The sequence below is a fragment of the Amycolatopsis sp. NPDC049159 genome (assembly GCF_040648295.1).
Taxonomy (GTDB): domain Bacteria; phylum Actinomycetota; class Actinomycetes; order Mycobacteriales; family Pseudonocardiaceae; genus Amycolatopsis; species Amycolatopsis pretoriensis_A.
The window spans coordinates 93,512-105,734 of record NZ_JBEZDL010000031.1; the positions used below are offsets into that span (position 1 = coordinate 93,512).

Annotated in this window: 8 protein-coding genes and 1 pseudogene; 7 read left to right on the top strand and 2 right to left on the bottom strand. The window is 72.8% G+C overall.

What is annotated here, in order from left to right; all coding sequences use genetic code 11:
• The first annotated feature begins 137 nt into the window (after positions 1-137).
• Positions 138-935 (top strand): alpha/beta fold hydrolase, encoded by a 798-nt coding sequence (locus tag AB0B33_RS41260; protein ID WP_247024852.1) that lies wholly within the window; start codon positions 138-140, stop codon positions 933-935.
• Between the two features lie 44 nt (positions 936-979).
• Positions 980-1,741: a DeoR/GlpR family DNA-binding transcription regulator gene (locus AB0B33_RS41265; protein ID WP_086865209.1), complete on the top strand. Its 762-nt coding sequence runs from the start codon at positions 980-982 to the stop codon at positions 1,739-1,741.
• A 1-nt stretch (position 1,742) separates the two neighbouring features.
• Here AB0B33_RS41265 and AB0B33_RS41270 read toward each other — a convergent pair whose 3' ends face one another.
• Positions 1,743-2,903, bottom strand: coding sequence for a cytochrome P450 (locus tag AB0B33_RS41270; RefSeq protein WP_360782223.1), 1,161 nt, complete (start codon positions 2,901-2,903; stop codon positions 1,743-1,745).
• An 81-nt stretch (positions 2,904-2,984) separates the two neighbouring features.
• Here AB0B33_RS41270 and AB0B33_RS41275 point away from each other — a divergent pair, with 81 nt between their 5' ends.
• Positions 2,985-3,389: a hypothetical protein gene (locus AB0B33_RS41275; RefSeq protein WP_360782225.1), complete on the top strand. Its 405-nt coding sequence runs from the start codon at positions 2,985-2,987 to the stop codon at positions 3,387-3,389.
• Positions 3,390-3,450: 61 nt separating this feature from the next.
• Here the strand turns inward: AB0B33_RS41275 and AB0B33_RS41280 are convergent, their stop codons facing one another.
• Positions 3,451-5,325 carry a Calx-beta domain-containing protein gene (locus AB0B33_RS41280; RefSeq protein ID WP_360782227.1) on the bottom strand — a complete coding sequence of 625 codons (1,875 nt, stop codon included), beginning with the start codon at positions 5,323-5,325 and terminating at the stop codon, positions 3,451-3,453.
• Positions 5,326-5,999: 674 nt separating this feature from the next.
• Here AB0B33_RS41280 and AB0B33_RS41285 point away from each other — a divergent pair.
• From AB0B33_RS41285 to AB0B33_RS41300, 4 genes and pseudogenes are all read left to right on the top strand, one after another.
• Entirely contained in the window at positions 6,000-8,666 is a 2,667-nt protein-coding gene (locus AB0B33_RS41285) for a BTAD domain-containing putative transcriptional regulator (protein ID WP_360782229.1), read from the top strand.
• 511 nt (positions 8,667-9,177) lie between these two features.
• Positions 9,178-10,758 (top strand): fatty acid--CoA ligase family protein, encoded by a 1,581-nt coding sequence (locus AB0B33_RS41290; protein WP_360782231.1) that lies wholly within the window; start codon positions 9,178-9,180, stop codon positions 10,756-10,758.
• Complete coding sequence (locus AB0B33_RS41295) at positions 10,745-12,097, top strand: aldehyde dehydrogenase family protein (protein WP_360782233.1); 1,353 nt, start codon at positions 10,745-10,747, stop codon at positions 12,095-12,097. The genes AB0B33_RS41290 and AB0B33_RS41295 overlap by 14 nt, the downstream gene beginning before the upstream one ends.
• Before the next feature lie 30 nt (positions 12,098-12,127).
• Positions 12,128-12,223, top strand: a pseudogene (locus AB0B33_RS41300) (VOC family protein); the annotation flags it as partial.

Here is a 12,223-nt window from a genome sequence, read left to right on the forward strand (position 1 = left end):
CGACCCGGAAAACCCCGAACCTCGGCGGATTCCGCGGTGCCCGATATCGCCGGGTGTGAGCGGCAACACTAAGGAATCCGTTGGCCGGAACGGGGTTGACTGGCGGACCAGAAACCGCGTCGAAGGGAAACGCTCTCGTGAACATCGCGGACAACGCCACGACGTCGTGGATCCGCCGTTACCACCCGGCACCCGGCGCGGGCACCCGGCTCGTCTGTTTCCCCCACGCCGGCGGTTCGGCCAGCTACTTCCACCCGGTCTCGGCCCGGTTCGCGCCGGCCGTCGACGTCGTTTCGCTGCAGTACCCGGGGCGCCAGGACCGGCGCCGGGAGCCGAACGTGGACTCGATCGCCGGGCTCGCCGACCTGATCGCCGACGAGCTGGCCGCCCTCTCCGACAAGCCCGCTGTGTTCTTCGGGCACAGCATGGGCGCGGTCCTCGCCTTCGAAACCGCCTGGCGGCTGGAACTGCGCGGGCTGCGGGCGCCCGGTGCCATCGTCGCTTCGGGGCGGCGCGGGCCCTCGACGTTCCGCGACGAGCGGATCCACGAGCGCACCGACGACGGCGTGCTCGACGAGGTCCGCGAGCTCAACCGGGTGGACCGGACGGTCATCGGCGACGACGAGATCCTGCGGATGGCGCTGCCCGCGATCCGCGCCGACTACCGGGCGATCGAGACCTACGCCTGCCCGGCCGGGCGCCGCGTCCGCTGCCCGGTCACCGTGCTGATCGGCGACCAGGACCCGAAGGTGACCGCCGAGGAGGCCGGGAACTGGGGCGAGCACACCGAAGGCGGCTTCCGCCTGGAGGTCTTCCCCGGCGGCCACTTCTTCCTCGCCCGGCACCAGAGCGCGGTGAACGCCGAACTGGAGCGCGAGCTGCAGGCCCTCGCCGCCCCCGCGGCGGCATTGCACTCCGGGCGTGATTCAACATAAAGTAACATCATCAACAACACAGAACGACATGGACGGGGGTCGCGGTGTACGCGGAAGAGCGTCAGCAGCTGATCCTCGAGCAGGCCCGGTCGCGTGGCCGGGTCGACGTCGCCGAGCTCGCCGGCGAGTTCGCGGTCACGACGGAGACGATCCGCCGCGACCTCACCACGCTCGAACGCCACGGGTCGCTCCGCCGGGTGCACGGCGGGGCGATCCCGATCGAGCGCCTGGGTTTCGAACCGGCGTTGAACACGCGTGAAAGCGTGATGACGGCGGAGAAGAAGCGCATCGGCAAGGCCGCCCTCGCCGAGCTGCCCGCGGAGGGCGCGATCCTGCTCGACGCGGGCACGACCACCGCCCACCTCGCGGAAGCGCTTCCCATCGACTGCAACCTCACCGTGGTCACCAACTCCGTGAACATCGCGCTGACGCTGTCCAAGCGCCCCAACCTCACGGTGATGCTGGTGGGCGGTCGCCTCCGGGCGCGCACGCTCGCGTCGGTCGACTCGTGGGCGTTGCACTCGCTCAGCGAAACGTTCGTCGAAGTGGCGTTCATGGCGACCAACGGCCTGTCGGTCGAGCGCGGCCTCACCACCCCGGACCCGGCGGAGGCGATGGTCAAGCGCGCCTCCATCGCCGGTGCCCGCCGCGTCGTGCTGCTGGCCGACCACACGAAGGTGGGCAACGACCACTTCGCCCGCTTCGCCGAACTGTCCGAAGTGGACACGTTCATCACCGACGGCGGCATCGATTCCACGGTGGCCGCGGAAATCGAGCGCGAAGGCGTGAACGTCCTGACCGCGTGAGCTACCAGCGCACCGGCAGCTCGTAGAGTCCGAAGAGGACTCCGTCGTGCTTGAACTCGAGCTCGTCGGCCGGCACCGCCAGCCGCAGCCGCGGCACCCGCTCGAACAACGTCGTCAGCGCGACCTCCATCTCCAGCCGGGCCAGGTGCTGCCCGATGCACTGGTGGATGCCGTAGCCGAAGGCGACGTGGTGGCGCGCCGACCGGGCCGGGCAGAACTCTCCGGCGTCCTCGAACACGGTCCCGTCGTGCCCCGCCGCCAGCCCGAGCGGCGCGACCCCTTCGCCGCGGCGGATCAGCTGCCCCGAGATCTCGAGGTCCTCGGTGGCGACGCGCAGGCTGACGACGTCGGAGATGGAGAAGAACCGCAGCAGTTCCTCGACGACGCCCTCGTGCCCGATCCACTGCGGGTTCTCCAGGAGCGTCACGACGCCGAGCGACAGCATGTTGGCGGTGGTTTCGTGCCCGGCGACCAGCAGCAACATGGCCACGCCGAGCAGTTCGGCGTCGTCGAGCACCCCGCCGTCGATGAGCCGGCTGATCAGGTCCTCGCCGGGCTGCGCGCGCTTCGCGGCGATGAGTTCGGTGAGGTAGGTGTTGATCTCCCCGAGCGCGACTTCCCGCTGCCGGGCCGTCGACGCGAGGCTGACCAGCACGCGGGTGCGGGACTCGAAGTGCTCGTGGTCCTCGTAGGGCACGCCGAGCAGCTGGCAGATGACGAGCGAAGGCAGCACGAGGCAGAAGGCGGCGACGAGGTCCGCGGAGTTCCCGGCGGCGAGCATGGCGTCGATCCGCTCGTCGACGACCTGCTGGATGCCGGGCCGCAGCTCCCGCACCTTCCGCACGGTGAATTCGGGGATGAGCAGCTTCCGGTACCGCGTGTGCTCGGGCGCGTCCATGGCGACGAACCACCCGGGAAGCGCTTCCGGTGCTCCGCCGGTGGCGGGGAACCCGGGCTTCGAGGGATCGGAGCTGAGCCGCGGGTCGGTGAGCGCGGCCCGCACGTCCTCGTGCCGCGCGACGAGCCAGACGGGCGTACCGCCGGGCAGGACGGTCCGGCAGAGACCGGGCCGGGCCCGGAGGTCGGCGTAGCCGTCGGGCGGAGTGACCTGACCGGGCGACCGCCGAGGAAAGGCGACGACCCCGGGTTCCGTGCTCACCATGCCCCGGTTCTACCCCGCCGCGACGCCGGAAACCCTGGGCGGCGGGGAAGTCTGGAAGAACCCCTAGAGAAGCCGCTCCGAATGATCGAACCCCTGACGACCGGGACGATGGAAGCACTCGTGGGAAAGCACGGGATCGAGAAATACCACGTCGAGCAGCCGATTCACACCGCCGCCGTTTCCATCGACCAATGCAGTTCCCAACCCGGCCCAGACTATGCTCCCGGCTTCATCAGCGTTTCTTGCGGCGCCATCGCCACCACCACCTACGCCGACTGGCTCCAGCCGAGCAAGGGAAGCCGCCCACCCGGCAGCGACCCGGCTCGGACGTACGGCTTCGGCGGAACCACGTCCCACGGGTTCGTCTACCAGGAACCCGCAGCCACAGGCAGGGGTCGCTTGATCGAAGTCGGGAGCCTGGGAAACCGTGACGACGACGCGCTCATGCACGCGCTCGGCGAGGTTTACCGCACCACGAACTCCTGACCGCCCGAGCAGGGAGCCGGGACGGGCGGGGTCTCCGCCCGCCCCGGCTCACTTCACCGGATCACCGGCGGCAGGGGTTGCCCGCCGGGTGCGCGGTGGTTCCGTGCACGTCCGCCTGGGACTCCGCCAGCACGATCTTCGCCAGCGCCGTGTCCAGCGCCACCGCCTGCTGCTTCACCACGCCGCCGGTCACCGTCTGGCCGTTCAGCTTCAGCGAGCCGATGACCAGCGGGATGGTCAGCGGGGCCGAACCGACCGTGACCGCGACGCCGTTGATCTTCAGCGAGGCGATGTTCGAGCTGCCGGTCAGGGCCGGGGCGAGGCCGCCCGTCGTCGGCTGGCAGGTCGCCGCCGCCTGGGACTGGATCACGCCCAGCTCGATCGTCAGGCCGACCGTGCTGATCACCGTCTTGTCGATCTTGGCCGTCGCCTGCGCGTGGTCGCCGGCCGCCGGTGCCGCGGACTGGTTGTCCGGGGTCAGGTCGGTCGAGGAGGTCAGCGCGTGGGTCTGCACCTTGATCAGGCCCGCGTTGAGCGTCGCGTCGAGGACGGTCTCGCTGTCGTCGGCGCACGGCAGGTTCTGCGGGTTGGCCACGGCGGCCGTGATGCCGATGACGTTCGCCGCGGTGCCGGTGCAGGAGAAGGCGCCGTCGCGGTCGTCGTCGACGATCGTGCCGACCCCCGTCGGGTCCACCAGCCCGGCGCCGGCCGGGGCGGAGAGGTTCACGGTGAACGTCTCGTCCGGCTCGTCGACGGTGTCCGGGTTGACCAGGACCGTGACCGGCTTGGCCGTCTCACCCGGTGCGAAGGTGACGTCGCCGCTGGTGGCGGCGTAGTCCGCCGGCGCGGTGGCGGTGCCGTTCGCGGTGGCGTAGTGGACGCTCACCGGGTCGGGACTCGCCCCGCCGAGCAGGGACACGGTGAACGTGGCCGGCACCGGCGCGCCACCCGAGCCTTCGGCCACGGTGACGTCGTCGATGCTCAACCCGAGCACGCGCACGGTCGTCGTCTCGACGAAGCCGCGGGACACGCCGTCGACCAGGTAGTCGACCGAGCAGTGGTACGTGCCGGGCGCCGCGTTCGCCGCCGCCGCGATCGTCTCGGTGAACGTCGCGACGTCGCCGCTGGCCACCGTGGCGCTCGCCGGGGCGTTGGTGAGCGTCAGCTGCGGGTCACAGCTGGTGACGTGCGGGGCCACCGTGACCTCGATGGACTTGATGCCGGCCAGGATGGCCTGCGACACCTGGTTCGAGGGCACGTTGTTGAGCAGCACCCCACCGGTGGCGTCGGTGATGGCCGTGGCCTGCCCCTCGGCGTCCAGCGCCCCGACGTTGACGGCGACCACGCGGATGTTCGCCGCCTTGAGCGCGGCGATCGTGTCGGCCAGCGTGTGCCCGCCGCTGGGGTCGTGCGACGGCGCGTCGCCGAACCAGGCGACGATGCGGGTGCCGTCGGGCCGGAAGGTGACGGCGCCGGTGGCCAGTTCGTACAGCGCGTTCAGGTCGGCTTCGGGGAAGTCCCCGCCGCCGGAGGCCGTCCACTGGTTCGTGCCCGCCTGGACCGCGGCGGTGTCCCCGGTGATGCCCTGGTTGACCTTGAACGGCACGGTGTCGCTGAAGTCCTTGTACTCGGCGACGCCGAACTGCGCGGTCGGCTGCGCGGCGAGCACGTCCCCGGTGATGGCGTTGGCGTTGGTCCGGACGTTCGAGATCGCGCTGCCCATGCTGCCGGTGGTGTCGGCCAGCAGGACGAGGTCGGGGTTCGGGGGCACGGCGGAGGTGGTGACGTGCTTGGTGACGGTCGTGCTCTGCCCGGCGGCGAGCGTCAGGTCGACGGTGGCCGGATCCACCCCCGGCGGCGCGGCGGATGCCACTGCCGTCGGGGCCAGCAGCGCGCCGACCGCGGTCAGAGCGACGAAAATCGATCTTCGCGACATGGGACATCCCTTTCGAGCACCGGCGGGAAGCCGGATTCGGTGTGGGGTTCGTGTGAAAGACGGCGGGCGCGCGGATTTGTTAGCCGCGGCCGCCGACGTCACCCGGAACGCCCTGCGCCCAGGGCTCAACGGGTTAACCGCCTGCGTACAGGCCTACGCAGGCGATGCCGGGAATGGGCCGAACGATCGGAATCCACCGGGTTTTCCTCACACTTCGGAGCGACGGGAGGCGCGTATTCCGGAACCGTGCGTGGCACCTTTCACCGGGCGCACGACGGTTTCTGCCACTCGGCGCCGGAACTACCACCCGGATGTCGTAACGCCGGAAAGGGCCGAACAATCGAATCCGATTTGTCCTTTTCCCACCTGCGGGCCGATCGGGCGACAGAAAAGACCGCCGGGCCTGCCCGGTCAGCGGGACGCGCCGAACCCCCTGCGGCGGACGGACTTGCCCGGGATCAGCACAATGGCGGTGTCCGTACCGCCCGCTGCCCGTAAGTGCCCGCGGATGTGCACGGAAGGCCCGCTCAGCCGACCTCGGAGCGGCCGATCACCTAAGATCATCGGCAAAGCCCACACGGTTCCCGATGCCCTGGGGGAATTCGCCTGCGAACCGACTTCCACGATCGATGTGAATTGGTACCGGCCCGGCTGCGACCACCTGGAGCGAATTCATGGAGTTTTCCCTGCTCGGCCCGCTCGAAGTCACTTCGCAGGGACGCCGGGTTCCGCTGGGCGGCGTGAAGCAGCGCCTGACCCTCGCGCTCCTCCTGCTGCGGCACAACTCGCTGATCTCGGTCAACCAGCTCATGGACGCGCTTTGGCCGGACGAAGCTCCGGTGTCCGCACGCAAGATGCTGCACAACGCCGTCTCCGGTCTCCGGAAACTGCTCGCCTCGGACGACAGCGCGGAACCGCCGCTGCTGCTCACCCGCTCCCCCGGCTACCTGCTGCGCATCCGGCCGCAGGACATCGACCTCGTGCGCTTCAACGAAGTCGCCGTGCAGGGGCACGCGGCGCTCGCCGGCGGGTGCTGGGAGCAGGCGTCCGAGCTGCTGGGCGAGGCGACGGCCATGTGGCGGGGCCCGATCCTGGCCGACCTGACCGACCAAGCCCTCGACTGGCCCGAGATCGGCATCGTCGGCAACGCGCGGCTGATGGCGCTGGAAGACCGGATGGAGGCGGACTTCCACCTCGGGCGGCACCGCGAGGTGCTGACCGAGCTGGAGGTGCTCGTCGAGCAGGAACCGTTGCGGGAACGCCTGTGCGGCCTGCTCATGCGGGTGCTCTACCAGCGCGGCAGGCAGGCCGACGCGCTCGCCGTCTACAGCCGCACCCGTAGCGCGCTCGTGGAGAAGCTGGGCCTGGACCCCAGCCCCGAGCTGCAGCAGCTGGAGCACGCGATCCTCACCCAGGACAGCTCGCTGGGGCAGGTGGCCGAGCCGGTCGTCGCCGGGCAGCGAGCGCCGGAGCCGCCGTCCGGCGGGCCCGGCGCCGAAGTTCCGGAACCGCGGACGGCGGGCACCGAGGGCGCGCACGTCCCGCTGGAAGAGCTCAAGCGCATCAGCACGGTGGTGATCGCCGCCGGGCCCGCGCCCGGACTGTCCGCGGGGCCGCAGGACCTCGCCGCCATCCGCGGCTACCTCGACGACGTCGTCCGCGCCGAAGCCCGGTCGCGCCGGACCCGCGTGATCGGGCCGGACGGGACCGGCGACGGTGACTGCGCCGCGCTGCTCGGTCCCGCGCACCGCGTCTGGCGCGACGTCACGGGAGCGCCGTCGGCCCCGGTGTGGCTGGTCACCGCCGGGCACGGGGCGGCGGGCGAAGCCGAACCGTGGCAGGCACTGCAGCTGGCGCACGCGCTCAACGGCAGGCTGACGGCCGAGCCGCGGTGCCGCACCGCCGACGGGCAGCAGCTGCCGTTCGAGGTGCGCGTCGTCGTCGCCACCGGCCCGGCCGTGGTGCGCCACGGCGACCCGGCGCGGTCCTGGCCCCGGCCGTCCGACGACCTCGTCGAGCTCTGCCTGCGCCTGCTGGAGGACGACGCCGCGGGCCCGGTGCGGGTCTGCCCGACCACGGCCGAGGCGGTGCGGCTGCTGAACCGGCCGGACGACCTCCCGTTCGTCGGCCGCGAGCGCGAGCTCGCCGCCCTCGACGCCGCGCTGGAAGGCGCCCGCACGCTGCGGCAGCCGCACCTGCTGACCCTGTTCGGCGAGGCCGGTTCCGGCCGCACCCGCCTGCTGGAGGAATGGCGCCGCCGCGGCCCGGGCGACGCCGGGACCCGCACCACGGTGCTGGTCGGCCGCACGCCGTCGGCGATCAGCGTGGGCAGCCGCGTCACGGCGCTGGCCGAGCTGGTCCGCGCGGCGGCGGGCATCGGCGCGGCCGACGCCATGCCGTTCGCGCTGGCGCGGCTGGGCGACGTCGTGAACGGCGTCGTCGACGAACGCCGGGCGCCGTGGATCCTCTCCCACCTGAGTGTGCTGCTGGAGGCCGACCACGGCGACCGCGCCTGGACCGCGGACACGTTCGACGCGTGGACCCAGTTCTTCGAGGCGCTGGCCGCGCGGACGCCGGTGGCGCTGGTGGTGGAGAACCTGCAGTGGAGCGACGACGTCGTCCTCGACTTCCTCGACCACCTCCTCGAACGGTCGGGCGGCGTGCCGCTGCTCGTGGTCGCGAGCGCCCGCCCGGACCTGCTGACCCGCCGCCGGTCGTGGGGCGGGGGCAAGCTGCACAGCACGTCGGTCTGCCTGCACCCGCTCGCCGACGACGAAGCCGCGCGCCTGATGTGGGAGGCGTACAAGGCCACGCGCATCCCGGCCGGCCACGCGGTCCCGGACGAGCACCCGGAGTCCCTCGTCCCGCTCGCGGGCGCCCTCGGCGGCAACCCGCTGTTCGCGATCGAGTACGGCCGGCGGCTGTCCGGCGCGGATCCGGCGAGCCTCCCGGACCCGATCCCGTACTCGGTGCGTTCCCGGCTGGAGGTCGCCCTCGACCTGCTGCCCACGGAGGCGCGGGCGGTGCTCTACGACGTGGCGGTGTGCGGCGACGACGTCACCGAGACGGTGGTGGCCACGCTGGCGGCCGAGGACGGCTACCACGCCAGCGGACGGTGGCTGCGCCTGCTGGTGAACCGCGGAATCCTGCGCTGCGTCCGGCGGCCGGGTGATCTGGCTTGGACGCGCTATGCGTTCACGAACACCCGGCTGCGGGAGGTCGCGTTGTCGCGGGTGCCGTCGCCGGTGCGGGCGCGGAAGGAACAGCTGATCGACGCGGCCCGCGCGCCGCGGGCGAGCGTGGAGAGCACGGCGGTGGCCACCCGCGCCTCGGTCGGCTGACCCCGGGGCCTGGCAGCTCCCGCACGCCGGTGGCCGGGCCGGAGCATCGCGCGCGAGCGTGGTCACCAGGTCGGCGGAGCCCAGGCCCGGCTTCCGAGGTTTCCACCCCTGCCCTGGGGCGGGCAGCCCGGCCGCAACGGAGCACCGCGCACGAGCGGAGAGCACGGCGGTCCCCGACCGCGCCTCGGTCGGCTGAGCCCGGGCCCGGCTCCGGCAGACGCGGCCCGCGCGCCGCGGGCGAGCGTGGAGAGCACGGCGGTCCCCACCCGCGCCTCGGTCGTCTGAGCCCCGGGGGCCAAGCAGCTCCCGCACGTCGGCTGAGCCCGGTCCCCGCTCGGGCAGCCGGGCCCGCGCGTCGGCCGCCGTGCACCGGCCAGGCGGCACCGCAAACCGCGCGATTACTCCGCCGTTTCCGGGCCGGTTTCCGGATTACCGCCCTCCGGGGCCGCCCGGCCTAGGCTCGTTCGGCAAGGCGGAACGGACGGTGCGCCGGAGGAAAGGGTTACGTTCGATGACGGTTGCGGATCACGTACTCGCGCGCCGCTACGGCGATGCCGGGCCGGCGGTGCCCTCCTCGCCGTGGCGCACCCCGCTGGACGCGCTCGACTGGTTCGCCGTGAGCCAGGGGGACGCGCCCTTCGTCACCGCCGTCGCGCCCGATGGCAGCGCGACCACCCTGGACTACCGCACGGCCGCCGTCGCGAGCCGGGCGCTCGCGGGGTGGCTGTGCGCCGAGTTCGGGACCGCGCGGCCCGCCGTGCTCGGCTTCGCGCCGGCGAACGACATTCCGTCGGTTCTCACCGTGCTGGCCGTGCTCCGGGCCGGGTTCGGGCTGCTGATGCTCGGGCCGTCGGACCCGCCGGAGCGGCGCGCCCGGCAGCTCGAAGCGGCCGGTGCGCTCGCCACCGTCCACCTGCCCGGCACCGATGCCCCGGACTCGCGGCTCCTCCCGCACTGGACCGAGCTGCCGGAGCCCACCGCGGCCCTTCCGGCGATCGACCCCGCGGCTGACGCGCTCTACTTCGCGACGTCCGGTTCCACGGCCGCGTCCAAGCTCGTCGCCCAGACGCACCTCAACGCGGTGGCCAACGCCGAAGCCGTGCGCCGCCACCACGGGCTCGTCCGGGGTGACCGGGTGCTCGCCTGCCTGCCCATCCACCACGTCAACGGCCTGCACTTCACCGTGCTCGGCACGATGGCGGCCGGCGCGCACACGGTGCTGTGCGACTCCTTCTCCCCGCTCGCCTACCCCGGCACCCTGCGGACCTACCGCCCGCGCATCGCGAGCGTCGTGCCCGGCATCCTCGAAGCGCTCGTCGAGACGTGGCGCCGTCCCGAACTCCCCGACGGCTTCGGCTACTTCGTCTCCGCCGCGGCGCCGCTGACCAGCCGCACCGCGCGGTCGGTCGCCGAGCGCCTCGGGGCTCGCGTGCTGCAGGGCTACGGCCTTTCCGAGACCACCAACTTCTCCTGCACGATGCCGCCCGGCCTGTCCGACGACACCTACCGGCGGCTGATGCTCGACGCCGAAATCCCCTCCGTCGGGGTCGCGGTCTACGGCAACGAGGTCGCCGTGCTGGACCCGGCCGGTGCGCCGCTGCCCCCGGGCGAGGTGGGCGAGGTCTGCATGCGCGGCTTCAACGTCATGTCGCGGTACGTGCGCAACGCCGGCGCGACGCGCGAAGCGTTCCGCGACGGCTGGTTCCACTCCCAGGACCTCGGCTACCGGGTCGAGCGGGACGGGCGCGGCTTCTTCGTCCTCACCGGACGGCTCAAGAACATCGCCAAGGTCGCCGGGGAGACCGTCTCCCTCGACGAGATGGACCGCGTGCTGCGTGCCCTGCCCCAGGTCCGGGACGCCGCGTGCGTCACGGTGCCGGACCGCTTCGCCGGGGAGAAGATCATCGCCGCCGTCGTGCTGTCCGGGGGCGAGACCGACGTCGCGACGCTGACCGAGCCGCTGCGGGCCACCTTCGCCGAGGGGGTGCTGCCGTCACGGGTGATCACGCTGGCGGAGATCCCCCGCACCGCGACCGGGAAGGTGCTGCGCCCGCAGCTGAGGGACGACCTGAGCGCGCGTGTTCGGGACTGAGCACCGGACGCCGGGAGACGAACCGGCCGTCACCGGCGGGCCCGCGACCCTGCTGCTCGACCCGCGCACCGGGCAGGTGCGCGGGATGGCGCCGATCGGCGACGAGTACGCCGTGTCCGCCGCGGTCGCGGCCGCGCGGGACGCGGCGAAGACGTGGTCGCGGCTGAGCGGCCCGGATCGCGCGGAGCGGCTGGACGCGCTCGCCGGCCACCTCGAAGACCGCGCCGACCGGTACGTGGAGCTGGAGTGCGCGGGCACCGGCAAGCCGGACGCCGACGCGCGGCTCGAGGTGGCGGCCGGCGTGCGGCACCTGCGTTCCTGCGCCGCCGTGGCCGGTGCGCCGTTGCCGGGCAGCTCCGCTCCGCTCGGCGTCGTCGGGGTGCTCGTGCACTGGGCGTTCCCGCTGCTCTCGGCGTTGCACCAGGCCGGGCCCGCGCTGGTCGCGGGCAACGCCGTGGTGGTGAAACCGGCCGAGAGCACGCCCGACTCGGTGCAGTTCCTGGCCGAAAGCGCCGTTCCGGTGCTGGGTGCCGATGTGCTGGGCGTGGTCACCGGCGACCGCCGGACCGGGCGCAGCCTGGTGGCCGGCCAGGTGGACGCGCTGTCCTTCGCCGGGAACACCGGGGGCGCGATCGACGTCGCCCACCGCGCCGGGCTGCGGCCGGCGCACCTGAGGTGGGGCGGCAACAGCGCCGCGGTCGTGCTGCCCGGCGCACCCGGGTCGACGTTCCGGGCCTTGGCCAGGGCGCGCACGCACAACGCCGGGCAGAACTTCGCGCCGGCGCGCGTGATCACGTTGCGGCAGAACTACGAGCAGGTGGTGCACGGCCTCGCCGACGCCGTCGCCGAGTGCCGCGCGGGCGTGGATTTCGGGCCGCTGAACAACCTCGACCAGCTCAGCCTGTTCGACACTGCGGTGGCCACCAGCGACGCCGGGTTCTGCTTCGAGGCCGAAACCCGCCTGGGGCCGGAGGAACAGCACGGCTTCTGGCGGGGTGCGCGCGTGCTGGCCGATCTCGCGCCGGACGCCCCGGCCGTGCTGCAGGAGGTGCCCGGGCCGTTGCTGACGGTCCAGGCCGCGCCGGATCCCGAGGCGGCGGCACGGCTGGCCGGGTCCGCCGCGGCGGCCGCCCACGCCGCGAGCGTGTGGGGACCGCCGGAGGAGGCCTTCGAGGTGGCGCACCTGCTGCGCGCCAAGGAGATTTCGGTCAACTGGGTGCCGGGCGCCGCGGGCGCGCTCGGCGGCGGCGGGTTCCCGTGCCGCCCGGAGCACCTCGCGGCGGCGGTCGAGGACTACCGGGTCAAGCGGACGATCTGGCCGCTGCCGCCCACCGGATAACGCCGGCCCCGAGCGCCCCGATGTGGCGTTGCCCAGGCGTTCTACGAGAAGTACCTCGGCCTCGTCCGCTCACCCGCCGGACCGCCGCACGCCGTCGTCTTCGAGACGAAGCCGATCGCCTTCGCG

Excerpts from the sequence above, each read along its gene's own strand:
- AB0B33_RS41285 (WP_360782229.1), top strand. The coding sequence starts at position 6,000 with ATGGAGTTTTCCCTGCTCGGCCCGCTCGAAGTCACTTCGCAGGGACGC.
- AB0B33_RS41290 (WP_360782231.1), top strand. The coding sequence starts at position 9,178 with ATGACGGTTGCGGATCACGTACTCGCGCGCCGCTACGGCGATGCCGGG.
- AB0B33_RS41280 (WP_360782227.1), bottom strand. The coding sequence starts at position 5,325 with ATGTCGCGAAGATCGATTTTCGTCGCTCTGACCGCGGTCGGCGCGCTG.
- AB0B33_RS41275 (WP_360782225.1), top strand. The coding sequence starts at position 2,985 with ATGATCGAACCCCTGACGACCGGGACGATGGAAGCACTCGTGGGAAAG.
- AB0B33_RS41270 (WP_360782223.1), bottom strand. The coding sequence starts at position 2,903 with ATGGTGAGCACGGAACCCGGGGTCGTCGCCTTTCCTCGGCGGTCGCCC.